Raw genomic sequence first — 21,819 nt, 5'->3', positions numbered from 1 at the left:
TCGCCGCGACAAACACCCATACGTAACCGCATCCGACTCTCAACTCGCAGGAACGACCGTGACTCCCCCGCACACCGCAGCAGCGCCGCCGACAGGCCCCATGCCCGTATTGAGCGCACGCCCACCGTGGCGTGAAACGCTCGTCTCACTGAAGGTACCGAACTACCGCAAGTTCGCAGCTTCGAACCTCGTCGCCAACACCGCGGTGTGGATGCAGCGCATCGCAATGGACTGGCTGGTGCTCCAGCTCTCCGGGAGCGTCGCCGCCGTCGGCATCACCGTCGCGATGCAGTTCACCCCGATGCTCGTGCTCGGGCTGTGGGGAGGCGTCATCGCCGACCGCTACCCGAAGCAGCGGCTCCTCATCGTCAGCCAGTCGTCCGCGGCCGTCCTCGCCGCCATCCTCGCCGCTCTTACGCTCACCGGGTCGATCGAGGTCTGGCACGTCTACGTGATCTCGTTCGTGCTGGGGCTCGTCACCGTCATCGACAACCCGGCACGGCAGGTCTTCGTGAACGAGCTCGTCGGACCGCACTACCTTCGCAACGCGATCAGCCTGAATTCGTCGATCTTCCAGCTCGGCGGCCTCATCGGCCCCGCGGTCGGCGGCATCCTGATCACGGCGGTCGGCGCAGGCTGGTCGTTCGCCATCAACGGCGTGGCCTGCCTGTGCGTCGTGGCGGCCCTACTCTCCCTCAACCGTTCGCAGTTGCACGCGAGCCCGGCTGCTCCTCGCGGAAAGGGACAGCTCGCCGAAGGCATCCGCTATGTGCGCAGCAAGCCGGTGATCTTCTGGACTGTCGTCATGGTCGCGGTGCTCGCGGTGTTCGCGTTCAACATGCCGGTGTTCCTCGCCGCGTATGCGAACAACGTGTTCGGCGTCGGGGCGAAAGGCTACGGATTCTTCAACGCCCTGGTCGCGGCCGGTGCGCTGACCGGTGCGATCGCATCCACGCGCCGCACGAGCATCCGCCTGTCGATGGTCGTCGGCACCGCGGTCGGACTCGGCATCGTGCAGGCCATAGCGGGGCTCGCGCCGAATGAGATCACGTTCAGTGTGCTGCTCGTCGGAATCGGAGTCATGAACCTCCTGTTCATCACGGGCGCGAACTCGCTGGTGCAGATGTCGTCGAACGTGCAGATCCGCGGCCGGGTCATCTCGCTGTACATCCTGGTGCTGCTCGGTGGACAGGCCATCGGCGGACCACTGATGGGCTGGGTCGTCGAGCAGTACGGGCCGCACACGGCGATGCTGATCTCCGGAGCCGTGCCTGCTGTCGCGGCCGTTGTGATCGCATCCCTCATCGCCAGGAGTGCGCAGCTGCGGCTGCGCTTCAGCCTGCGCGGTGTGCGGCCTCAGATCACGATCGTCACCCGCGCCGGGAAGACCGTCGAACACCTCTGACCTCCGCGGTCGATCGCGCGCACAATGGAGGCATGGCGAAGCCGGTGTCCTCCATCCCCGCCGAGATCCTCGAGCAGTACGAGCGACTCGTCGCGACCATCCCCGGGGTGCCGCGCAAAGGCGCGACCGTGCCGTACACGTCGGTCAACGGCAACATGTTCAGCTACCTGGGCAAGGAAGGCACGCTCGCCCTGCGACTGCCTCCCGACGCACGCGAAGAGTTCCTTGCGACGTATGAGACGTCGCCGACGATGGCGTACGGCCGCGTGCAGAAGGAGTACGTGGATGTGCCCGGCTGGCTCCTCGCCGACACCGCCCAGCTGACTGCCTGGTTCGTCGCGAGCCACGCGTACACCAGCGCGCTCAAGCCGAAAGCGACCGCGCGCAAAAAGGCCGCCGACTGATCGATCAGTTGCCAAAAGATCGCGAAGTGGTCGAACGTGGCGCCAATATATTGGCAATCAATCGGGCGATCGCCGACCAGACCACGCCACAGGGGTGCCCCCGGCAGGAATCGAACCTGCGACCAAGAGATTAGAAGGCTCCTGCTCTATCCGCTGAGCTACGGGGGCGCTCAACCGCCTCAACGATACCGGATGGGGTCAGATCGCTTTGGCAGCGGCCACGAGGACCTGCTGCAGTGTCGGCACTCCTTCGGCGCGAAAGACCTCTTCCCCGTCCGCGTTGTTCACGATCACCGTCGGCGTGAAGCGGATGCCGTCCGCCTCCGCAGAATCGATGAAACGTGCGACGTCGCGTTCGGTGACGCGCGCATCCGGCACAAGGCGTTCGACCTCGGCGAGAACCGCTCTCGTCTGCATGCACGGCTCGCAGAAGGACGACGTGTAGAGCTTGAGTTCCATCGAATCCTCCCCGGCATGTGACACGCAGGTAAACCTGCGGTGTCGCGCTTTCCTCGTTCAGTGTACGGCGGACGAACAACGGGAGACGAGTGCATGGCAGCGTCCGCGCCCAGCCCCGAAGACGACTGCGCGCGGCGAGAATTCGTACTGTGAGCGGAGCCGCGTGGACCAGATACGTCGCCCTGGGTGATTCCATCACTGAAGGGTTCTGCGACCCTGCCCCGGTGACGACCGGTCCCGCTCCCGGTATCGAATGGCTCGGATGGGCGGACCGGCTCGCCGTCATCCTGGACGGGCACGCGCGGCTGGGTCGCACCACCTTCGAGTTCGCGAACCTCGCCGTGCGAGGGCGTCGGATCTCGCACGTCGTCGGTGATCAGATACCGCGCGCGATCGGCCTCCACGCCGATCTCGTGTCGGTGATGATCGGCGGGAACGACCTCATGAGCCCGAAGGCGGATCCGGATGCGCTGGCCGATCAGCTCGAGGACGGCATCCGCCGCCTGCGCGAAGCCGGCGCGAACGTGCTGCTGGCGAACTGTTTCGACCCGCAGTTCGCGTTCTTCCTGAAGCCGTTCCGCGGACGGGCAGCAGTGTTCAACGCGGACATCTGGAGCATTGCGCGCGCGAACGGTGCGAGCGTGCTCGATGTGTGGGGCATCCGCGAATTCCAGCAGACGTCCATGTGGGCTGCGGACCGCGTACATCTGAGCACCCTCGGTCATCGGCTGCTCGCGGCTCGTGCAGCCCATGTGCTCGGGATTCCGTATGCCGAGATCGCTGCGCGTTCGGTGGCGGCGGATGTGCCGCCCTCCCCACCTGATTCGCTCCCCTTTCGCACTTGGTTGCGCGTCTACGCCATCCCGTGGGCCGGTCGACGGCTGAGGGGTGTTTCGGCGGGCGACGGGTTGAGCCCCAAACTGCCCGTCCCGTGCCGCGTCGGAGCCCCACAGTAGACTTTCGGCATGCCTACTTCCTCGGATCGACTGGTCTGGATCGACTGCGAAATGACCGGACTCGACCTCGAGGTCGACGAACTCGTGGAGATCGCCGTCGTCATCACCGACTTCGACCTGAACGTTCTCGACCCTGGTCTCAGCATCGTCATCAAGCCGGACGCGTCGGCTCTTGCGAGCATGAGCGACTTCGTCCGCCAGATGCACACGACCTCCGGCCTGATCGAAGAGATCCCGAACGGCATCAGCCTCGCCGAGGCCGAATACGAGGTCCTCGAGTACGTGCTGAAGTTCGCCCCCGGCGCCCGCACCGCACCGCTCGCCGGCAACACGATCGGCACCGACCGGTCCTTCATCGCCAAGTTCATGCCGCGACTCGACAATCACCTGCACTACCGCAATGTCGACGTCTCCTCGATCAAGGAGCTGGCTCGCCGCTGGTTCCCTCGCGTGTACTTCAACGCCCCGGCGAAGAACGGCGGCCACCGCGCGTTGGCCGACATTCTCGAGTCGATCCGCGAGCTCGACTACTACCGTTCTGCTGCGTTCGTCGGCGAACCGGGACCCACGACGGAGGCCACTCAGGCGGTCGCTGCATCGGTAGTGGAAAAATGGGCGCCCCGGATGTAATAGAATCTCCTAGTTGCCTCGCTCGACACAGCAGTGTCAGGCAGGTCGCATGGTGGGTATAGCTCAGCTGGTAGAGCGCCTGGTTGTGGTCCAGGAGGTCGCGGGTTCAAGCCCCGTTACTCACCCCAAGGTCGTCCGTGCAGCCGACTACCAGCCGACGGAACTGCTGATGGCGGCCGCCACCTCGGTGGCGCTCTGGTCCGTGGTGTCGAAAGCTCTGTCATCGCAGTCGGCCGTCTCGAGGATGCCGGCCAGTTGGACCGCCCGCTCGAGGTACCACTCGATGGCCTCGGGGTCCCCCTCGTGACGCTTCAGCAGCCTCGCCTCGAGGACCCCGGGATCGGTGACCAGGCGTGCCACGAACATCCCCTCGCTCTGCACGGCCGCCCGATATCGGGGAAGCTCCGAACGCTGTTCAATCACGCCGGCAAGGATGAATCGGTCAGCCCCCGCGTCGCGATAGTTGCCGACAAGGGAGGCGAGATTCCTGAGCTCGAGCTCGTGGTTGAACGGGTCGTCCAGTGGTGCTGGCCACGATCGGCGGATCTCGTCCAGGTCAATCACTGCATTTCGCACGCCGCTCAGACTGACGTGCTTGCTCAGCATCTCGGCGGTGGTGGTCTTGCCCGTTCCCACGGTTCCGTTCAGAAAGACGCAGTCGAATGTCATCGCGGGCCAGAGTATCCCGATCTCCCGTGGTGCGCCGAAATCCGGATCATGCGCGCTACTCTCTAGCAGTGCCCAGCCACCGCATCCGCTCCTCCCTCGTCGCGGTGTTCGCCGCGACCGGCGTCATTGTGAGCCTCCTGGCCCTTGGCGCCGCGCCGGCAGAAGCATCCGAGACCGCGCCGGTGACAGCATCCGGACACGCTCCCGGTACGCTGCGCACGGATACCAGCGACTTCACCTTCGACTCGTTCACTGCCGACTACACGCTCAGCCGTGACGCCGACAAAGTTTCGACCCTGAAGACAGTCGAGACGCTCGTCGCCGAGTTCCCTCAGTTCGATCAGAACCACGGGATCGTGCGGGCGATCCCGCTCACCGACCAGAACACGGACCTGAACGTCCAGGTCGTGTCGGTGACGGACGCGAACGGGGCGAGCATCCCGTTCGAGCGTGCGGACCAGGACGGATTCGCACAGCTGCGCATCGGTTCGCCCGACAGCTTCGTGCACGGCAAGCAGACGTACGTCATCACTTACACCGAGCAGAACGTGGTGCGATACTTCGCGGACACCGGCGATGACGAGTTCTACTGGGATGTCAACGGAACCGGCTGGGATCAGCCGTTCGGCCAGGTGACCGCACACCTCCACCTCGACAGCACGCTCACCGGCGCGCTGACCGGCGACAACGCCTGCTACGTCGGAGACCTGGGCAGCACCGATCGCTGCACGATCACGTCCGCGCCTGAGGCGGGAGGCACAGTGATCACGGCGGGCCACGCGAACCTCGGCCCGCAGCAGAACGTCACGATGGCTGTCGGTTTCACTGCCGGTACGTTCGCGACACTGCCGGACCCGCGCGCAGCCTTCCCGTTCGCGGTACTCCCCTGGATCCTGCTCGGCCTCGCGATCGCGATCGCGGTCTCAGTCGTCGTCGCCCGGCTGTTCGTGTGGCGCACGCCGAAGGGTCGCGGCATCATCGTCGCTGAATACGCTGCGCCGCCCGACATGTTCCCGGCCCTCGCCGCGCAGTTCCTCAACCGGGGCGACCGCGCGATCCCTGCGCAACTGATCGGGTTCGCGGTGAACAAGGTCGCCGCGCTGATCGATCACTCGAATGCATCCGTCGACAAACTGTTCGGGCTGCGCCTGCTGCAACCCGCCGCTTCCGTCGCCGACCCCGACGAGCGCGCCATCCTGAACCGCATCTTCGTCACAGACGAACCGGGGACAGAGGTGCTGCTCGACCCGAGCGACCACAGACTCGGCGACCGGATGGCGTTCCTCGACTCCGAACTGGCCCGCGTCGTCGACGCGCGGGGCCTTCGAGGACGGGCGAAGAGCCGGCTCCCGCGTATCCTCGGATCGGGGATCATCGTCGTCCTCGCCGCCTGGCTGCTGCTGATCTGGTGGGCGACCACGCAGAACGGGACGACCGACATCCTGTCGTGGGGACTGTGGGCGGTCGTGATCATCGCCGTGCTCGTCTTCTGGCTCGCCCGCGTGCCCGATCTGATGACCGCGAAAGGCGTCGAGGTTCGCGACCATCTCCTCGGGCTCCGCGAATACCTGACGCTGGCGGAGGCGGAACGCTTCCGCGTCCTGCAGAGCCCGGAAGGCGCAGACCGGGTGGATGCGACCGACGGTTCGGCTGTCGTGCGCCTCAACGAGAAACTCCTGCCGTACGCGATCGTCTGGGGCGTCGAGAAGGAGTGGATGCGCGAACTCGCCCACTCGTACGCCACGACCGGCCTCGAACCGGAGTGGACCGCCGGGACGATGAACGCATCGCTTCTTCCGTTGCAGATCGCCGCCTTCAGCTCGATCTACGAGGGAGCTCCATTCGCCGTGACCCCGCCCCCGTCATCGGGTTCGGGAAGCTCGTTCGGCGGTTCGGGCGGTGGAGGGTTCTCCGGCGGTGGCGGAGGCGGCGGGGGTGGCGGCGGCTGGTGAATCCGGCATCCCGTTCCGGCGTCGGGCGGAGTACCGTTCAGCTATGGATGTGACGATCGCGCAACTGGAAGGCGGCCCGTTCGACGGACGCACCTGGGATGTCACCGAGTACGTGCTGCAGGCGGAGCTCACCGACGACAACGGGCGGACCGCGACCTACCTCGAGACGGCGAGGCGCACGGCGACCGGTCTGGTGATCTGGACCGTCGACGTCGACTGACCGCAGTGCCGGGCCGCCGGGACCCATCAGGGCGCCGGGCGCGTCAGGGCGCCAGGTTGCGGAACTGGAATTGGAGCCGGGTCGAACTATCGACCGGCAGCACCAGAGTCGTGTCGTGCGGGTTCCACGTGTTGGGCACGAGGAACATGTGGTCGCCGCCGACGATCAGCAGCCGCAGGCCGGTGTAGCGGTAACGGAACTTCTGGCTGTCCGAAGCGGGCAGCGCAATCTCGGCGACATGCGATTCGGCGGGGAGGAACAGCCGGTCCTGCGTGTCGACGATCACACTCGGGAGCGTGTCGAGGTGGCGCGCCTGCTGCTGCGCCAGACCGAGCCCCGACCATTGCGCGATCGTCGCGGTCGCCCAGAAGACGCAGGCGGCGGTCGCCGCCCACAGCAGCACCACGACGCCGAGCCGCGGGGACGTGCCCGTGCCGTCTCGCCGGGCCAGAAACCGAAGTGTGCCGAGGCCGTACGCCGTGACCGCGCCACCGAGAGCCAGCACGAACGGGGTCACCAGGGGGTAGTAGGGCCAGCCCGACAGCAACGGGTAGGCGAACAGCAGGATGATTCCGGCGCCCAGGATGATAAGTCCCACGAGAACCGCCCGGCGGATGGCGCCGGCGAACCCGGGGCGCCGCGAACGCCGCCGGATTATCGCGTGCAGCCCGACCAGCGCCGCGCCCAGCAGCGCGAGCACCAGCAGCGGCACGAGAAGTGGCTGGGGGCTGCGGGCGACGTAGTTCTGGGTGGTCAGGCCGATCACGTCGACGTCGATCCCGAAGTAGTCGTATTGCGCACGCGACGAGACATACCCGAAATAGAAGAGGAGCGCGCCGAGCAGGGTAGCGGGGGCGATCACACTTCCGAGCACGTTGACCCAGCGCTCGACCTGCGGTGCAGCGGACGCGTCGGCCGTGCCGGTGTTCTCGGACTCTTTCGGGACGTCGTCGGTCACGCGCCGGCCCCGCCGCGATCGGACGGCGCAGGTCCGGCGCCCTGCTCGGACGGCGGTGGGTCGAGCGGAATGGTCACGCTCGGCTCCGTCGCGACCGCATTGAGGAAGTCAGTGCATTCAGGAGTCTGACCGTCGACGCACGTCACGTTCCCGCCGAGGCTCACGGCGGGTTCTGTTCCCGTCGAGTCCAGTGATCCGGTCGGCGTGATCGCCAGATTGCACGCCTGGTGCCCTGCGTCGAACACGAACCCGATGCACGCCGGATGGTCGTTCGCGCAGCCCTGGTCGGCCAGCGTGTACACGTCCGTGCTGAATGCTGCGCCCGTGATCTGGATCTTCACGTCGGACGGAATCTTCGCCGCATCCTGTTGCACGATCCAGTTGATGGTCACACAGGTGTCGGCCGAGGTGGTCTGGTCCTGGGTCGTGTTTCCGCCGATCGGCAGCTGGGCGAGCTCGACCGACACTGCCTGGGAGGTGTTCTCCGGCTGAGGCGCGGTGGTCCCCGTGTTCGGGGCGGACGTGTCCACGTGGCCCGGATCCACTTCGGGGGCCGCGGTCCCGACGCACCCGGCGAGGCCGGCCACACAGACGATGACCGTCGCGAGGACCACGCTGAATGCGCTCCCCCGATTTCGCAAAGTATCCATGACAGCCTCCGTATGGAGGGGTGGCGACGTCGTGACACGCCGTCCACCGATGACCCGAGTATCCCGCAACGTGCGGCCACCGGCAACCGTCCGCGACGGCGCGCCCGATCAGGCCGGCTGGGCCGAGCCGGCGAAAGCGCGGCGGTAACGCGTTGGTGCGACCCCGACTTCCAGGTCGAAGTGGTGACGGAAGAGGGTCGGGCTGCTGAATCCGCATTGCGCACTGATCTCGTCGATCGACATCGTGGTCGTCTCGAGGAGCAGGCGTGCGTGCAGGATGCGCTGGCGGTTCAACCACTGCATCGGCGAGACGCCGGTCTCCGAGCGGAAACGGCGGGAGAAGCTCCGCGTCGACATGCGCGCATGCTGGGCGAGCGACGGGATGGTGTGCTGCTCGTCGAGCCGGGAGGCCAGGTATTCGAGGATGCCGGCCAGCGCATCCCCTTCGGCTTCGGGCACCGGATGATCGACGAACTGCCGCTGACCGCCGTCTCGCTGCGGAGGCACGACCATGTGCCGTGCGATGGTGTTCGCGACGGCACTGCCGAGTTCGCGCCGAACGAGGTGGAGGCAGGCGTCGATGCCGGCGGCCGTTCCCGCGCTGGTGATCAGGTCGCCGTCGTCGACGAAGAGCACATCCGGGTCGATGTTCGCGAGCGGGAAGCGCTTCTTCAGCGCCTCGGCGTATCGCCAGTGGGTCGTGACCGCGCGGCCGTCGAGGAGGCCGGCGGCGCCGAGGACGAACGCGCCGGAACAGACGCTGAGGAGGATCGCCCCACGGTCGGATGCGCGTCTCAGCGCCTCGAGGACTTCGTGCGGATACTCGTCGCGAATGCGCGCCGCGGGTACCGCGATCAGGTCGGCGTCGTCCATCGCCTCGAGCCCGTACGGCGGGGTGACGGTGACTCCCGTGGGATTGGTGATGGGCACTCCGGGCTCGACGCCGCAGACCCGGAAGTCGAAGACCGGGAGGTCGGCATAGCTGCGGTCGAGGCCGAAGACCTCGCAGACAACCCCGAATTCGAACATCGCGAAGTCGTCGATCAGGGGTACAGCGACGCGGGTGATCATGTAACCGAGTTTAGTGGCCGAATGTTTGCGAAGATAGTCTCAAAGCCACCTGGTGGCCGAATATCTACTTCCGTATCGTTAATGCCATGACACACGGAATCCTCACTTCAGGACATGGCCACCGGATGGCGACCCGCCAGACGCGACGGACGGCATCCCCCGAACGACGCAGGACACCGATCAGCGAATTCCTGGCCGCCGCCATCAAGGCGCGCGGCGGCGAACCGAACCGCGACACGGAGCGGATGTTCCGTGACCTCCAGGCGGTGCAGGGCGCTCGCGAGACCGGTCGCTGACGCCACACAACTCATCGCACTAGCCCCGTCTCACCGCACTACGTCTACTTAGTGCGGCGGGACACAGCTAGTGCGAAAGCACTCGTTTGCCGAAATTCTTTCGACCCAGGTGATACTAGCGGGGAGGCGCTGACCGGACTATCGTGCTGACCGGCCCCCAATTGGGGGCCGGTCTCCACGAACGAAACGGTGACGCCGATGTCAGAACGCCCTGCCCGATTCCACGACTCCCCCACCATCCGCCCGCCGCGAAGGCGAATGCTCGGCAGTGCAGCTGCGGCGGTCGCCCTGGCACTCGGCCTCAGCGTGGTCGGTGCATCCGGCGCGCAGGCCTGGGACGGCGGGCACGGCGGCGACCACGGCCACGGCCAGAACCTCGCCCCGCGAACCAGTTTCGTCATGGCACCGGACGGTTCGAGCGGCGCCACTGCGGGCGGCGAGGGCATCCCCAACATCGACTCGGTGAAGAAGACCATCGCGACCTACTACGGGGACCCGGGAACGGGCATCGCGAACAAGACGACGTCGCCATACATCAGCGAGATGGACTCCATCCTCGCGCGCGAGACCGCGAAGCTGAGGCTCACCTACCTGCAGGCGGTTCGCCACCACGAGAAGCCTGCGATCGTCTTCGACGCCGACGACACCACACTGTGGACGTACGACATGGAAGTCGGAGACATGCACTTCAACTTCAACCCGGCGGAACAGGACGTCTGGGTGCAGGACCAGCGCTTCCCGGCGACACCTGCCATGGTCGCCTACGTCAACGCCGCCTCGAAGATGGGATACGCGGTCTTCGGTCTGACCGGCCGCAATGACAACCAGAAGACGGCGACGCTCGGCAACCTCGACAAGGTCGGCTACACGCCGTTCAACGCGACCAACTTCTTCACGAAGTGGACAGGCGTCGGAGCCTCGCAGCAGCCGTCGTACATCACGTGCGTGACCACGAGCTGCACGACCGTCGAATACAAGGCGCAGACGCGCAAGCACATCGAGTCCCTCGGCTACACGATCACCCTGAACGTCGGCGACCAGTGGTCGGACCTGCAGGGCGGCTTCTCCGAGCGGGCGCTGAAGCTCCCCAACCCGACGTACTACCTCCCCTCGACGAACCTGCCGGGCGTCTCCCAGCCGTGGCTCGCACCCCGCACCCATTTCACGATGGCGCCGGACGGCACCAGCGGTGCGAAAGTCGGCGGTGAGGGCATCCCGAACATCGACTCGGTGAAGAAGACGATCGCCACCTACTACGGCGACCCGGGGACGGGCATCTCGAACAAGACGTCGTCGCCGTACATCACCGAGATGGCGAAGCTCGTGAAGCAGCAGGAGCCCGCCGTCGCGGCGGCGTGTTACGTCGGCAAGCGTTCGCACAAGAACCCGGCGATCGTGCTCGACGCCGACGACACCACGCTGTGGACGTACGACATGGAAGTCGGAGACATGCACTTCAACTTCAACCCCGCCGAGCAGGACGTCTGGGTACAGGACCAGCGCTTCCCCGCCACGCCGTCCATGGTCGGACTCGCGGCCGTCGCCCAGAAGTACGGATGCACGATCGTCGGGCTGACCGGGCGCAATGACGACCAGAAGGCGGCGACACTCGGCAACCTGGCGAAGGTCGGGTACACCGGCTTCACGTCCGCGAACTACTACACGAAGTGGACCGGTGTCGGCGCATCCCAGCAGCCGTCGTACATCACCTGCGCGACAGCGAAGTGCACCACGATCGAGTACAAGTCGCAGACGCGCGCCCACGTTGAATCGAGCGCAGGAGGAGGGTACGACATCGTGGCGAACTTCGGGGACCAGTTCAGCGACCTGATCGGCGGTTCCGCCGACCGCACCGTGAAGTTGCCGAACCCGACGTACTACCTGCCCTGATCGGATCCCGCTGACCGACACGCGCTCCCCCTCCGGTGAATGTCGGAGGGGGAGCGCATCATGGTGTGCATGAGGCTCGAAATGTGCGAACGCTGCGACGGTACGGGTGCCGACCCGATCCAGCCACACCGGGTGGACGAGGTGACGCTGTGCGTCGAGTGCGGCGGCGACGGATGCCACCGGTTCCTCGAGGAGGAGCTGCAGCTCACCGCCTGACACAGGTCGGCGCGCGCTAACCTGTTGCACGTGGATACGCCGGCTGCCGACATCGATGTCGACGACGTTCTCGTCCAGTCGCTTCTCGCCGAGCAGCATCCCGATCTGGCCGACCTGCCGCTCCGCCTCGTCGCGAACGGCTGGGACAACGCGATCTATCGGCTGGGTGTCGACTTCGCGGTTCGTGTTCCGCGTCGCACCATAGCCGCCGAGCTCGTCGCGCACGAGAACACGTGGCTCCCCCTGCTGGCGACGCTCGTGCACGTCGCGATCCCCGTCCCGGTCCGCACGGGTGCGGCCAGTCGGCGATTCCCGTGGCAATGGAGTGTGACGCGCTGGATCGACGGCGAACTCGCCGCCGACACCCCGTTCGACGAGCACGGAGCACTCGCTGTCGAACTCGCCCGCTTCGTCCGCGATCTCCACGTTCCCGCTCCCGCGGAGGCGCCGGCCAACCCGGTCCGCGGGGTGCCGCTCGAAACGCGGTCGGGTGCGGTGGCCGCCCGCCTGGCAACCGGCCTGGTTCCCGACGCCCCTGCAGTCGCCTCACTCTGGAAGGAGGCGATCGCCGCTCCAGTCTGGACTGGTCCTGCACTGTGGCTTCACGGGGACCTCCATCCCGCGAACATCATCGCCCGCGACGGCCGGCTGGCTGCCGTCATCGATTTCGGCGACCTGACCGCAGGCGACCCGGCGACGGATCTCGCCACGGCGTGGCTGACCTTCGACGCAGCAGGACGCCGCACCTTCGTCCGCGAGCTCGCCTACGACGACGCGACCTGGGCACGCGCGCGCGGCTGGGCCGTCACCATGGCGACCGCAGTGCTCGCGAATTCGGCCGACGCCCCCGCGATGCGCCGGATCGGCCTGCACGCGCTCGAACAGCTCTTCGAAGACCAGCCCTAACCGGGCAGCGGTGCCGACCGTGTCACGAGGCGCCGCACAGCGGCCAGCGGAATCCCGATCCAGTTCGGCCTGCTCCGCGACTCGTACACGGCCTCGTACACCGCCTTGTCGAGCTCGAAGGCGTCGAGCAGAAGTCGATGGGTCCTCAGATCGAACCCAGAGGAGGCCACGTAACCGTCCACATACGCTCGACGTGCCTCCGACGCCCAGTCACGCGCATCCGTCCCGTCCGTCTGCGCGAGCGACCCGGCCACGTAGTCGAACGAGCGCAGCATCCCGGCCACATCACGCAGCGTCGAATCCGGACGGGACCGTTCGTCCATCGGGCGCAGCGGCTCGCCCTCGAAGTCGATGAGCACCCAGCCGCGTTCCGGCGCGAGGAGCGCCTGGCCGAGGTGCAGGTCGCCGTGGATGCGCTGCAATCGTGGCAGGTCGCCGGACGCCGCCGCCGCGTAGACGGCCGTGATGCTCTCCACGAACGGCGCGATCCCCTGGACTTCCTTCGAAGCGACGCGCAGCCGTGCCCGCATGCTCACGAGCGCATCCTCGACGTCATCCGGGCCGGCCGGCACCGTCGACAGCACGCGTGCCAGGGTCGCGTGCACCTCTGCTGTCGCGATCCCGAGGTCGTAGGCACGATCCGCGAAGCCCTCACCCGCTGCAGCCGCGCGCAGTGCGACCCGCCAGGCGTCGTCGAGGCCGGGCAGGAATTCCTGCGCGAACGCGAGGTGGCCCGTCGCCTTTCCGCCGGCGCGTCCGGGGTCCGGCCAGGTCGCGGCCAGATAGCCGACGAGGGGCGGGGCGCGATGCGATCCGCCCTCGGTGAGCGCGGCCTGCGTCGTCACATCCGGATTCTCGCCGTGGTGGAGCACCCGGAACACTTTGGCGATCACGAACGGCAGCGGACCACCGTCCATGTCGTACACGATCGACGTGTTCGACTGCTCGCCGCCGAGCACCCGCGAGCGCGCGATCCGTCCCGAGCCCCCGAGAGCGGTGCCGATCGCTTCGGCGTCGTCGCCGGTGAGGGTGCGTTCACCGCTGATCGCGTCCAGGAGCGCGGCGGTGAACACCGGGTCATGCGGCCCGTCGTAGAAGAACTGCCCACTGCTCTCGCCGATCAGTGCCGCCGACGACCCTGCCACCGGGGTCGTCCGGACCACGACGGGCACCTGGTACAGCACGGGCATGTCGGGCGCATCATCGATGACCAGGTGGATGACGGGGAGCGCGACGCTCGACCCGCCGCCCAGGTGCACGGACCCGATGATCCGGATGCGCGGGGTCTGGCCTTTCGTCGCATACCACCGCTGGCGCACCATCCAGGCTCCGAGGAGGGCGGCGACATCGTCCATGTCTGAACCATACGCCGATCGCACGAGGTGGTGCCATGAGCGCCGCGCGGGTCGGTCAGGGCCCGATCGCGCTGCGCTGCTCGAGGAGCGGGCAGGCGAACGGGTCCTTCTCCCCCAGCCCGACGCGGTTGATGTAACGCGTCACGATCCCGTACGACTCGACGAGTCCCGTCTGCGTGTACGGAACGTCGTGCGCTTCGCAGAACTGCGCGATAGTGGGCGCCGCACGCCGCAGGTGCGGCCGCGGCATCGACGGGAAAAGGTGATGCTCGATCTGGTAGTTCAGCCCGCCCATCATGAAGTCGAGCACGAGGTTCCCTCGGATGTTCCTGCTCATCAGCACCTGCCGGGTCAGGAAGTCGAGTTTGACGTCTTTGCCGACGATCGGCATGCCTTTGTGGTTCGGGGCGAACGACAGCCCCATGTACATGCCGAACACTCCGAGCTGCACAGCCAGGAAGGCGGCGGCGACACCCGGCGTCAGGATGAGGAACACGAGCGCCAGGTACGCGGCGATCCGGACGACGAGGAACACGATCTCGACCGGACGCCGTTGCATCGGCTCGCGGGCGAAGACACGGCGAACACTGGATGCGTGAAGCGACAGCCCCTCGAGTAGCAGCACCGGGAAGAAGAACCAGCCCTGGTGGCTGATGAGCCACCGCACGAGCGGGTTCGTGTGTGCCGTCACCTGGGCCGTGGTGAACGAGACCACGGGCAGATCGAGATCCGGGTCCACACCTTCCTTGTTGGGGTTCGCGTGATGCCGCGTGTGCTTGTGCTGCCACCAGCCATAGCTCATGCCGACGAACAGGTTGCCGATCACCAGGCTCGTCCAGTCATTCCAGCGCCCCGAGCGGAAGATCTGCCGATGAGCGGCATCATGACCGAGGAACGCGATCTGGGTGAAGACGAAGCCGAACGCGACGGCCGTGACCAACTGCCACCAGCTGTCACCGACCCAGATGAAGGCCACCACACACGCGGCGAGGGCGACCGGCACGGCCGCGAGCTTGGTCCAGTAGTACCCGTAGCGTCTTCTTAGAAGACCGGATGCCCGGATCACCCCGGCGAGTTCGACGTACACATCGGTAGGCCGCTCTTTGCGAGCCCCTGTCGGGTTGACGATTGTCGTGCCCATGAGCGCTCCCGTGCGGTCGATTCAGCGAACCGCTGCCGGGGTCTCGAGCAACAATCACATTCTACAGAGGCGGATAGCGCCGTGGCACAACTTCACAGGACGCTTTCGGCGTCGGACGCGCGCGGTCGACTCACACCGTCAGCCGCCGTTCCACGACCTGTTCCGCCACATCCCGCAGCCGCTCGTTGTTGCGTCTGGCGTAGGCCCTCAGCACTGCGAACGCCTCATCGACCGGCACCTGCCTGGTCTGGGCGATGATGCCCTTGGCCTGCTCGATGAGCACCCGGCTGTTGAGCGCGTGCTCCAGTTGCTCGGTGAGAAGCCGGCCATCGCGGATCGCCCGCTCCTGAAGGATGCCGATCGTCGCGACATCCGCCAGCGCCCGGGCGACGGCGGCATCCTCACCGCGGAGCGCTCCGGGCGATCGGCCGAAGAGATTGAGCGCGCCGATCGTCGAGTCGCGCAGCCGCAGGGGAACCGCGAGGACGGAACGGAAGCCTGCCGCTTCGGCGATCGCGCGGAAAGCTCCGGCCCCGGACTCCCGGATGTCATCGAGGGCCACCGCTGCGCCTGTGCGGAAGCTCTCGATGCACGGACCTTCGCCCGCCTCGACCTGGGCGGCCTCCACCCGTTCGCTGACCCCATCGGATGAGGCGATCGGATGCAGTACACCGGCCGGGTCCGAGAGCATGATCCCGGCCGCATCCACCCCGAGGATCGCGACGCACTCCTCCGTGAGCATGTGCAGGAGGTCGACGACGTCGTAACCGGCGACGAGCGTGTCGGCAAGCGTGACGAAGGTCGCGATGAGCTGTGCCTCGCGACCGTCCCGCTGCTCGTACGACTGCGTCGTCATGAAGCAATTGTAAGAACTTCGGCGGTGGACGAGGCCGGTTTCGCGCGGATTGCCATGGATGAGACTCCCAGCCAATGCGCACGTCTTTTCCATGGGTTGTGCCCGGATCGCCCAGATCGGCCTCGTACGGTATCAGGGTTGGCGGCACAGTAAGCCGTCTCGTCGCGTAGGCACAATCGCGCCGGCCTCCCCCAGACCCACCCGACCCTGGCCGACTGACGATCTTCCGCGGCGCCCAGCCCGCTCCCGGTCCGCGCCCTCCCCAGGGCGGAGACGACCACGCCCGCAATCGGCCACGGCCTTTTCAGAGCAGCGGGGAAGTTCCTAACTCTGGAAGTACATGCTCAGTTCCACCTCACTCCTGTCCGCGAAGCACATCATCGGCGCCGTCGCAGCCGCGGCGCTCACCGCAGCGCTCGTCGTTCCTGCTGCCGTCACCCACAACATCCAGGCCTCGGAGCGCGTCGCAGCGGCGCACCAGCTGTCCGAATCGACCGGGATGCACCACGACCAGCTCGCGATCTACGCGAACAATGTGCGCGACCGTCTCGATGCAGAAGCAGCCAAGACGATCTCGGCAGGAGCGCAGACCGTCAAGGCGAACAGCTCGACGGTCAGCACAGCGGCCGCGAGCCAGGCGATCACCCAGCTCGCGAGCTACCAGAAGCTCCCCGACACGGCGGTCCGCGCGCGGATCGACGCCGCGAACGCCGCGATCCACACGGTCGCGGTCAAGGGCGCCCAGGTGCGCCAGGCGGAAGCTGCCGCCGAGGCCAAACGTCTGGCGAACACGCCGGACGGCGCCCGCGCGACTGCACGCACCATGATGGCGCAGAAGTACGGGTGGGGCGACGGCGAGTTCCAGTGCCTCAGCAGCCTCTGGCAGAAGGAGTCCGGCTGGTCGTACACCGCGTACAACCCGGGCGGCGGAGCGACCGGTATCCCGCAGGCCCTTCCCGGCAGCAAGATGGCGAGCGCCGGTTCGGACTGGCAGACCAATGCCGCCACGCAGATCCGCTGGGGCCTCGACTACATCGCCCGCTCGTACGGTTCGCCATGCAGCGCCTGGTCGCACTCGCAGTCGATGAACTGGTACTGATCGGCGCCTGAACGCACACTTCAGGGGAGTCCCGGATTCGTCCGGGACTCCCCTTCGTGCCGATTAGACTCGTCACGGCCACAGCGGAGGCCGCGGAGGAGAGCAATGAGCGAGACAGTCATCCAGGGCGCCCACCTCGTGGGCAGCATCAACCTCCCGGATGCGGGCACCACCTTCCGCACTGTCAGCGAGCATCTCGGCGATCGCCTGAAGCGCATCCCTGACGGGGAGGTGGGCGAGCGTTTCTACTGGATCCAGTTCCAGACCAGGCGATTCGACACCATGGCGGGCGTCTCGCGCATCCCGGTCGAGCCGTTCTACATCCGCGAGACCTTCGACGGCCGCCCGTTCACCATCGATGAGGGCGTCGACGCCGCCGACCTCGTCTTCCCGAACCTCGGCTACGCCGATGCCGCGATCGAGTCATACCGCACGTTCGCCGAACTGCGCGATCAGGGAGCGATCGCTCCGGGAACGCGCTTCCAGGTCTCGCTCCCCACGCCCGCCGCCGTCGTCGGTGCGTTCGTCGTGGCCGACGACCGTGCGGCGTTCGAGCCGGCATACGAGCGTGCGCTGTTCGCCGAACTCGACCGCATCCTCGAAGCGATCCCGCACGAGGAGCTCGCCATCCAGTGGGACACCGCGGTGGAGTTCGCGCTGCTCGAGTCGGCGAACATCCGCTCTCATCACGCGATCACGCCGTGGTTCGACGATGTGATGGGCGGCGTCGTCGAGCGCGCCGCACGGCAGGCATCGCGCGTGCCCGACGCCGTCCACCTCGGCTCTCACCTCTGCTACGGCGACGTCGAGGAGGCGCACTTCGTCCAGCCCACCGATGCCGGCTACCTCGCGACCTTCACCTCACGCCTGCTCCAGTCGAGTCCCCGCACCGTGAACTGGGTCCACCTTCCCGTCCCCATCGAACGCGACGACGAAGCGTATTTCGCGCCGCTCGCCGAGGTCGACCTGCCCGAAGCGACTGAACTGTACCTCGGCCTCATCCACCATGAGGACGGGGTCGAAGGCGCTCTCCGCCGCGCGCGGGCCGCAGCGACGGCGCAACACCGGTTCGGGGTCGCCACCGAATGCGGTTTCGGCCGCGGGCCGAGCGAGCGGACCGCCCCGCTTCTCGACCTCCACGCCGCCGTCGCCGACGCCTGGGTGTAGCGGATGCTCGAACTGGACACGGACGCTTTCGAAGCCCTGGTCACAGACGAGCTCGACGCGCTGCCCGATGACATGGTCGACGGGCTCGACAACATCGTCTTCTTGGTCGAGGACCGCCCGGACGACGGATCGCTCGATGTCCTCGGTCTCTATGACGGAATCGCATTGACCGAACGCGGACAGTACGGCTTCGGCGAGATGCCGGACCGCATCATCCTGTACCGGGAGCCCCTGTTGTCGATCTGCGAGTCGATGGATGAACTGCGCGACGAGATCCATGTGACGCTCGTGCACGAGATCGCGCACTTCTACGGCATCGATGACGACAGGCTCCACGAACTCGGCTGGGACTGATCGCCCCGCGGATCGTTCTGCTGTCCTACTCGTCGTCGCGGATGGCCTCGACAGGATCGCTGTCCGGCGCGTCGAAGGTGTAGCTGACGTGCAGCTCCCCCTGGATCTCCCGGGTGTCGCCCGCGTTGTACCAGAACAGCGATTCGAGCCCTTCGACCGCCGCGACCGCGCCGATGCGGTCGTCGTAGTGGCCGGCGATCAGCACACGCCGGTCGGTCTCTCCGGCCAGCGGTCCGTCGGCGTACTCGACGACGTACTCTTCGCTGGCCCGCTCTGCATCACTCATGCGACCACGTTAGACCCGTTGGGCTCAGGTGTCGCGTGAGACGAGCGGCCAGTCCGTGACGTCGAGCACGACGTCCGCCTGCGCGAGCGGCGTCTCCCGTTCGAGGTATTCCTCGAACTGCGACTGCCAATGGTCCCAGTGGGCGTCGAAGCCGCCGTTGTCGCGGCGCAGGGCGCGGCCCTTGCGCAGGTGATCGTCGGCGGCGAGCCAGATCCGCAGGTCGGCGAACGGCGCGTTCGCTCGCGACAGCGTGCCGCATCCCTCGACCACCAGGGGAAGCGTTCCGTCGACCTCGTTCCATTCGTCGGGCCGCGCCAGAGCCCAGCTGTACCGCTGCCAGCGGCCGGCCGCGCCTGCGCGCCGTGGGGCCAGGAGTTCTTCACCGAGGCTGACACTCCCCTCGACGAGGCCGCCCCAGCCCGGATAGAGGTCGTCCATGCGCACGAGCACGGGCGTGGCCGCGTCCGGCCAGCGCTCCACGATCAGGTCTGCGAGGGTGCTCTTCCCGGCTCCCGCCGGGCCGTCGATGAGCACGACGGGCGGGTGACCGGCTGCGCGGGCCGCGGCATCCGCAGACCGGACGCGCTCCAGGAGCGCGTCGAGCTCAGGATGCGCCGACAAGGTTCCAGCTCCCTGCAGCGATCGCGACCCCGGTCGCGAGCAGCGCCACGCCGACGCCGAGGAGGACGACCATCCAGTCCCGGACACGGAAGACGGACGGGCGTGCCCAGGTGCGCGGAACCGGAGCACCGAACCCGCGCGCCTCCATCGCGGTCGCCAGTTTGCTTCCCCGTCGGATCGACAGGACCAGCAGGGCGAACGCCTGGCCCAGGAAGCGTCGCACGGCGCCGTGATCGGCGACACCCCGCGCGCGCCGGGCGAGACCGAGGGCACGCCAGTCGTCGATGAACAGTCCGACCAGCCGCAGGCCGGCGAGGCCGCCCAGCACGAAACGCGCGGGCAGCCGAAGAACCTGGGCGAGCCCGTCAGCGAGGTCGGTCGGATCGATGGTGACGAACAGCAGCACGGCCGGGATGCCGATCGCCAGCACGCGGAGCGCCGTTGCGGCTCCGAGCGCGATCGATCCGTCGCTCACTTCGATCAGCGACCAGTGCCAGTACACCGTGCCCGACGTGCGCCCGTAGAGCACCGCGGTGAGCCCCGCCAGCGGTGCTGCGATCCAGACGGGCGCCGTTCGCACGACGACCAGTTTCGGCGGGAGGCCCACGAAGGCGAGCAGCACCAGTTCGGCTGCCAGTGCGACGGCGGCGGAGACCCAGTCGATGGTCAGGAGCAGCCCGAGCGTGATCGCGAGTGAGAACCCGAACTTGGCGACCGGGTTCACTCCCCCGAGCGGGCCTGCGCGATATGCGGCGATGACGGTCATGACCGCCGCCCGCGCATCGTCGCCGCATCCGCGACGTCCGATGCCAGCCGGAACTCGCGGGCTCCGATCGCCGAGATGAAGTCCAGGTCGTGGGTCGCCGCGACGACGGCGTGCCCGTCGGCGCGCAGCTCTGCGATCAGCTCGACCAGCCGCGCCCAGGTGAGCGCATCCTGACCGAAGGTGGGCTCGTCGAAGACCAGTACGCGCGGCCGGGAGATGAGAGCGGTCGCAACCGAGAGCCGCCGCTTCTGCCCTCCCGAGAGCGTGAACGGGTTGGCGTCGGCGAGGTCGGCGAGCCTGAGGCGCTCGAGCAGGTCGTCCACCCGCTGCGACGCTTCGGCGAGCGGGAGTCGGAGCGCCTGCGGTCCCACCAGGAGCTCGGCGCGCACGGTCGCTTCCAGCAGTTGGTGCTCCGGGTTCTGGAACACACTGCCGATGCGGGTGAGGAGCTGCGCCGATGTCCAGCGCTGCGGTGATGCCGCCGCGCCGGCGGCGAGCTCCGGCGTCGCGACGAGCGATCCGCCAGCGGAGGGGATGAGGCCGCCCAGCGTCAGTGCAAGCGTCGACTTGCCCACACCGTTCCGGCCGGTCAGCGCAATCGCCGAGCCCGCGTCGACGCTCAGGTCGATCCGGTGCGACAGCAGCTCCCCGCGGCCGCGCCGGAGCGCAAGCCCGGACGCCTCGAGGAGAGCCGGACCCGGAGGACCGTCCACGACCCGCGACGCGGGAAGCTCGTCATGAGGGAGCCAGACGCCCGCGCGCCGAAGGACGTCCGCTTCGTCGGCGAGCACCGCATCCGGCGCTCCGTCGGCCAGAACGCCGCCGTCCGCGGCGAGTACGATCACCCGGTCGACGAGGTCACGCCACACGGACACGCGGTGCTCGACCACGACCAGCGTCGCGCCCGTCGACCGGACGACCGCGCCCACCGCATCCCGCACCTCCCCGACGCCCTCCGGGTCGAGGTTCGCCGTGGGCTCGTCGAGCAGGAGCAGACCAGGCCGCATGGCGAGGATGCCGGCAAGCGCTAGGCGTTGCTTCTGGCCACCGGACAGCGTGGACGTCGGATGATCGAGCGGCAGCTCAAGACCGACCGCGTCGAGGGATGCGCGCACCCGTCGCCACGTCTCGTCCCGCGGGATCCCGAGGTTCTCGCAGCCGAAAGCCACATCGTCGCCGACGCGCGCGAGAATGACCTGGGCATCGGGATCCTGGAGAAGGAGACCACTCCGACCGCGCAGGACGCCGGGGCGTTCCCCGTCGATCAGCAGCCTGCCGTGCGCCTCGCCGTCGTCATCGCCTCCGAGCACTCCGGCCAGCGCCGCGAGCAGCGTGCTCTTGCCCGACCCGGATGCGCCGAGCAGCAGGATGCGCTCCCCCGGCTCGATGCGCAGCGACAGATCGCGCACGGCCCACGCCGCGCGCCCTCCGTACCGCCAGCCCCAGCCTTCGCTGGTGACCGACGCAGGCCGACCATCCATCTCCGGAATGC

The 21,819-nt window shown here is 67.5% G+C and carries 25 protein-coding genes and 2 tRNA genes; 14 read left to right on the top strand and 13 right to left on the bottom strand.

Going from position 1 to position 21,819, the window contains the following annotated elements; all coding sequences use genetic code 11:
- The first annotated feature begins 100 nt into the window (after nt 1-100).
- Nucleotides 101-1,405, top strand: coding sequence for an MFS transporter (locus tag AAYO93_RS07495; RefSeq protein WP_345764841.1), 1,305 nt, complete (start codon nt 101-103; stop codon nt 1,403-1,405).
- Between the two features lie 32 nt (nt 1,406-1,437).
- Complete coding sequence (locus AAYO93_RS07490) at nt 1,438-1,809, top strand: hypothetical protein (RefSeq protein ID WP_345764362.1); 372 nt, start codon at nt 1,438-1,440, stop codon at nt 1,807-1,809.
- 95 nt (nt 1,810-1,904) lie between these two features.
- On the opposite strand, the gene AAYO93_RS07485 is transcribed toward AAYO93_RS07490, so the two are convergent.
- Nucleotides 1,905-1,977, bottom strand: a tRNA-Arg gene (locus AAYO93_RS07485).
- Between the two features lie 30 nt (nt 1,978-2,007).
- The gene (locus AAYO93_RS07480; protein WP_345764361.1) at nt 2,008-2,268 is read right to left on the bottom strand and encodes a thioredoxin; all 261 of its coding nucleotides are present in this window, start codon (nt 2,266-2,268) and stop codon (nt 2,008-2,010) included.
- Between the two features lie 149 nt (nt 2,269-2,417).
- Here AAYO93_RS07480 and AAYO93_RS07475 point away from each other — a divergent pair, with 149 nt between their 5' ends.
- The 3 genes from AAYO93_RS07475 (at nt 2,418) to AAYO93_RS07465 (ending at nt 3,982) form a co-directional block, all read left to right on the top strand.
- A complete protein-coding gene (locus AAYO93_RS07475; RefSeq protein WP_345764360.1) occupies nt 2,418-3,224 on the top strand; it encodes an SGNH/GDSL hydrolase family protein in 807 nt (268 codons plus the stop codon).
- 9 nt (nt 3,225-3,233) lie between these two features.
- Nucleotides 3,234-3,854, top strand: coding sequence for an oligoribonuclease (gene orn / locus AAYO93_RS07470; protein ID WP_345764359.1), 621 nt, complete (start codon nt 3,234-3,236; stop codon nt 3,852-3,854).
- Between the two features lie 52 nt (nt 3,855-3,906).
- Nucleotides 3,907-3,982: transfer RNA gene (locus AAYO93_RS07465), tRNA-His, on the top strand.
- 19 nt (nt 3,983-4,001) lie between these two features.
- Here AAYO93_RS07465 and AAYO93_RS07460 read toward each other — a convergent pair.
- On the bottom strand, nt 4,002-4,523 hold the full coding sequence (locus AAYO93_RS07460) for an AAA family ATPase (RefSeq protein ID WP_345764358.1): 522 nt from the start codon (nt 4,521-4,523) through the stop codon (nt 4,002-4,004).
- 68 nt (nt 4,524-4,591) lie between these two features.
- Here AAYO93_RS07460 and AAYO93_RS07455 point away from each other — a divergent pair, with 68 nt between their 5' ends.
- Together AAYO93_RS07455 and AAYO93_RS07450 are read left to right on the top strand one after the other, a co-directional pair.
- Complete coding sequence (locus AAYO93_RS07455) at nt 4,592-6,475, top strand: DUF2207 domain-containing protein (protein ID WP_345764357.1); 1,884 nt, start codon at nt 4,592-4,594, stop codon at nt 6,473-6,475.
- Between the two features lie 43 nt (nt 6,476-6,518).
- Nucleotides 6,519-6,695: a hypothetical protein gene (locus AAYO93_RS07450; protein WP_345764356.1), complete on the top strand. Its 177-nt coding sequence runs from the start codon at nt 6,519-6,521 to the stop codon at nt 6,693-6,695.
- A 43-nt stretch (nt 6,696-6,738) separates the two neighbouring features.
- On the opposite strand, the gene AAYO93_RS07445 is transcribed toward AAYO93_RS07450, so the two are convergent.
- From AAYO93_RS07445 to AAYO93_RS07435, 3 genes are all read right to left on the bottom strand, one after another.
- Nucleotides 6,739-7,653, bottom strand: coding sequence for a hypothetical protein (locus tag AAYO93_RS07445; RefSeq protein WP_345764355.1), 915 nt, complete (start codon nt 7,651-7,653; stop codon nt 6,739-6,741).
- Nucleotides 7,650-8,303, bottom strand: coding sequence for a hypothetical protein (locus AAYO93_RS07440; RefSeq protein WP_345764354.1), 654 nt, complete (start codon nt 8,301-8,303; stop codon nt 7,650-7,652). Before AAYO93_RS07440 ends, AAYO93_RS07445 begins: the two co-directional genes overlap by 4 nt.
- 108 nt (nt 8,304-8,411) lie before the next feature.
- A complete protein-coding gene (locus AAYO93_RS07435; protein WP_345764353.1) occupies nt 8,412-9,374 on the bottom strand; it encodes a helix-turn-helix domain-containing protein in 963 nt (320 codons plus the stop codon).
- An 86-nt stretch (nt 9,375-9,460) separates the two neighbouring features.
- Here AAYO93_RS07435 and AAYO93_RS07430 point away from each other — a divergent pair, with 86 nt between their 5' ends.
- The 4 genes from AAYO93_RS07430 (at nt 9,461) to AAYO93_RS07415 (ending at nt 12,682) form a co-directional block, all read left to right on the top strand.
- Nucleotides 9,461-9,670, top strand: a complete 210-nt coding sequence (locus AAYO93_RS07430) for a hypothetical protein (protein ID WP_345764352.1) — start codon at nt 9,461-9,463, stop codon at nt 9,668-9,670.
- Between the two features lie 198 nt (nt 9,671-9,868).
- Nucleotides 9,869-11,560 (top strand): HAD family acid phosphatase, encoded by a 1,692-nt coding sequence (locus tag AAYO93_RS07425; protein WP_345764351.1) that lies wholly within the window; start codon nt 9,869-9,871, stop codon nt 11,558-11,560.
- 69 nt (nt 11,561-11,629) lie between these two features.
- Nucleotides 11,630-11,776 (top strand): hypothetical protein, encoded by a 147-nt coding sequence (locus AAYO93_RS07420; RefSeq protein WP_345764350.1) that lies wholly within the window; start codon nt 11,630-11,632, stop codon nt 11,774-11,776.
- Nucleotides 11,777-11,806: 30 nt separating this feature from the next.
- A complete protein-coding gene (locus AAYO93_RS07415; RefSeq protein WP_345764349.1) occupies nt 11,807-12,682 on the top strand; it encodes an aminoglycoside phosphotransferase family protein in 876 nt (291 codons plus the stop codon).
- Here the strand turns inward: AAYO93_RS07415 and AAYO93_RS07410 are convergent.
- From AAYO93_RS07410 to AAYO93_RS07400, 3 genes are all read right to left on the bottom strand, one after another.
- Complete coding sequence (locus AAYO93_RS07410; RefSeq protein ID WP_345764348.1) at nt 12,679-14,037, bottom strand: maltokinase N-terminal cap-like domain-containing protein; 1,359 nt, start codon at nt 14,035-14,037, stop codon at nt 12,679-12,681. The two genes, AAYO93_RS07415 and AAYO93_RS07410, sit on opposite strands and share 4 nt — an antisense overlap.
- Nucleotides 14,038-14,092: 55 nt before the next feature.
- Complete coding sequence (locus tag AAYO93_RS07405) at nt 14,093-15,178, bottom strand: fatty acid desaturase family protein (RefSeq protein WP_345764347.1); 1,086 nt, start codon at nt 15,176-15,178, stop codon at nt 14,093-14,095.
- Between the two features lie 130 nt (nt 15,179-15,308).
- A complete protein-coding gene (locus AAYO93_RS07400) occupies nt 15,309-16,034 on the bottom strand; it encodes a GAF and ANTAR domain-containing protein (RefSeq protein WP_345764346.1) in 726 nt (241 codons plus the stop codon).
- Between the two features lie 340 nt (nt 16,035-16,374).
- On the opposite strand from AAYO93_RS07400, the gene AAYO93_RS07395 reads away from it, so the two are divergent.
- The 3 genes from AAYO93_RS07395 (at nt 16,375) to AAYO93_RS07385 (ending at nt 18,654) form a co-directional block, all read left to right on the top strand.
- Complete coding sequence (locus AAYO93_RS07395; RefSeq protein ID WP_345764345.1) at nt 16,375-17,133, top strand: hypothetical protein; 759 nt, start codon at nt 16,375-16,377, stop codon at nt 17,131-17,133.
- A 105-nt stretch (nt 17,134-17,238) separates the two neighbouring features.
- Complete coding sequence (locus AAYO93_RS07390) at nt 17,239-18,300, top strand: hypothetical protein (RefSeq protein ID WP_345764344.1); 1,062 nt, start codon at nt 17,239-17,241, stop codon at nt 18,298-18,300.
- Nucleotides 18,301-18,303: 3 nt separating this feature from the next.
- Nucleotides 18,304-18,654, top strand: coding sequence for a metallopeptidase family protein (locus AAYO93_RS07385; protein WP_345764343.1), 351 nt, complete (start codon nt 18,304-18,306; stop codon nt 18,652-18,654).
- Nucleotides 18,655-18,679: 25 nt separating this feature from the next.
- Here AAYO93_RS07385 and AAYO93_RS07380 read toward each other — a convergent pair whose 3' ends face one another.
- From AAYO93_RS07380 to AAYO93_RS07365, 4 genes are read right to left on the bottom strand one after another with little or no spacing between them, the layout of a single operon-like run.
- Nucleotides 18,680-18,940 (bottom strand): hypothetical protein, encoded by a 261-nt coding sequence (locus AAYO93_RS07380; RefSeq protein ID WP_345764342.1) that lies wholly within the window; start codon nt 18,938-18,940, stop codon nt 18,680-18,682.
- Between the two features lie 24 nt (nt 18,941-18,964).
- The gene (locus AAYO93_RS07375; protein WP_345764341.1) at nt 18,965-19,561 is read right to left on the bottom strand and encodes an ATP-binding protein; all 597 of its coding nucleotides are present in this window, start codon (nt 19,559-19,561) and stop codon (nt 18,965-18,967) included.
- Nucleotides 19,545-20,327, bottom strand: coding sequence for an energy-coupling factor transporter transmembrane component T family protein (locus AAYO93_RS07370; protein WP_345764340.1), 783 nt, complete (start codon nt 20,325-20,327; stop codon nt 19,545-19,547). Before AAYO93_RS07370 ends, AAYO93_RS07375 begins: the two co-directional genes overlap by 17 nt.
- Nucleotides 20,324-21,808, bottom strand: a complete 1,485-nt coding sequence (locus tag AAYO93_RS07365) for an ABC transporter ATP-binding protein (protein WP_345764339.1) — start codon at nt 21,806-21,808, stop codon at nt 20,324-20,326. Before AAYO93_RS07365 ends, AAYO93_RS07370 begins: the two co-directional genes overlap by 4 nt.
- Nucleotides 21,809-21,819: the final 11 nt, after the last annotated feature.

Source organism: Diaminobutyricibacter sp. McL0608 (genome assembly GCF_039613825.1).
In the GTDB taxonomy this organism is placed as follows: domain Bacteria; phylum Actinomycetota; class Actinomycetes; order Actinomycetales; family Microbacteriaceae; genus Diaminobutyricibacter.
This window is presented reverse-complemented; position numbering and strand designations above follow the sequence as displayed.

Bases quoted from the DNA above. Each gene is read 5' to 3' on its own strand.
- AAYO93_RS07450 (WP_345764356.1), top strand. From the start codon at position 6,519: ATGGATGTGACGATCGCGCAACTGGAAGGCGGCCCGTTCGACGGACGC.
- AAYO93_RS07390 (WP_345764344.1), top strand. From the start codon at position 17,239: ATGAGCGAGACAGTCATCCAGGGCGCCCACCTCGTGGGCAGCATCAAC.
- AAYO93_RS07460 (WP_345764358.1), bottom strand. From the start codon at position 4,523: ATGACATTCGACTGCGTCTTTCTGAACGGAACCGTGGGAACGGGCAAG.
- AAYO93_RS07370 (WP_345764340.1), bottom strand. From the start codon at position 20,327: ATGACCGTCATCGCCGCATATCGCGCAGGCCCGCTCGGGGGAGTGAAC.
- AAYO93_RS07365 (WP_345764339.1), bottom strand. From the start codon at position 21,808: ATGGATGGTCGGCCTGCGTCGGTCACCAGCGAAGGCTGGGGCTGGCGG.
- AAYO93_RS07435 (WP_345764353.1), bottom strand. From the start codon at position 9,374: ATGATCACCCGCGTCGCTGTACCCCTGATCGACGACTTCGCGATGTTC.
- AAYO93_RS07400 (WP_345764346.1), bottom strand. From the start codon at position 16,034: ATGACGACGCAGTCGTACGAGCAGCGGGACGGTCGCGAGGCACAGCTC.
- AAYO93_RS07380 (WP_345764342.1), bottom strand. From the start codon at position 18,940: ATGAGTGATGCAGAGCGGGCCAGCGAAGAGTACGTCGTCGAGTACGCC.
- AAYO93_RS07385 (WP_345764343.1), top strand. From the start codon at position 18,304: ATGCTCGAACTGGACACGGACGCTTTCGAAGCCCTGGTCACAGACGAG.
- AAYO93_RS07395 (WP_345764345.1), top strand. From the start codon at position 16,375: ATGCTCAGTTCCACCTCACTCCTGTCCGCGAAGCACATCATCGGCGCC.
- AAYO93_RS07440 (WP_345764354.1), bottom strand. From the start codon at position 8,303: ATGGATACTTTGCGAAATCGGGGGAGCGCATTCAGCGTGGTCCTCGCG.
- AAYO93_RS07430 (WP_345764352.1), top strand. From the start codon at position 9,461: ATGACACACGGAATCCTCACTTCAGGACATGGCCACCGGATGGCGACC.
- AAYO93_RS07405 (WP_345764347.1), bottom strand. From the start codon at position 15,178: ATGGGCACGACAATCGTCAACCCGACAGGGGCTCGCAAAGAGCGGCCT.
- AAYO93_RS07410 (WP_345764348.1), bottom strand. From the start codon at position 14,037: ATGGACGATGTCGCCGCCCTCCTCGGAGCCTGGATGGTGCGCCAGCGG.
- AAYO93_RS07495 (WP_345764841.1), top strand. From the start codon at position 101: ATGCCCGTATTGAGCGCACGCCCACCGTGGCGTGAAACGCTCGTCTCA.
- AAYO93_RS07490 (WP_345764362.1), top strand. From the start codon at position 1,438: ATGGCGAAGCCGGTGTCCTCCATCCCCGCCGAGATCCTCGAGCAGTAC.
- AAYO93_RS07425 (WP_345764351.1), top strand. From the start codon at position 9,869: ATGTCAGAACGCCCTGCCCGATTCCACGACTCCCCCACCATCCGCCCG.
- orn (WP_345764359.1), top strand. From the start codon at position 3,234: ATGCCTACTTCCTCGGATCGACTGGTCTGGATCGACTGCGAAATGACC.
- AAYO93_RS07420 (WP_345764350.1), top strand. From the start codon at position 11,630: ATGAGGCTCGAAATGTGCGAACGCTGCGACGGTACGGGTGCCGACCCG.
- AAYO93_RS07480 (WP_345764361.1), bottom strand. From the start codon at position 2,268: ATGGAACTCAAGCTCTACACGTCGTCCTTCTGCGAGCCGTGCATGCAG.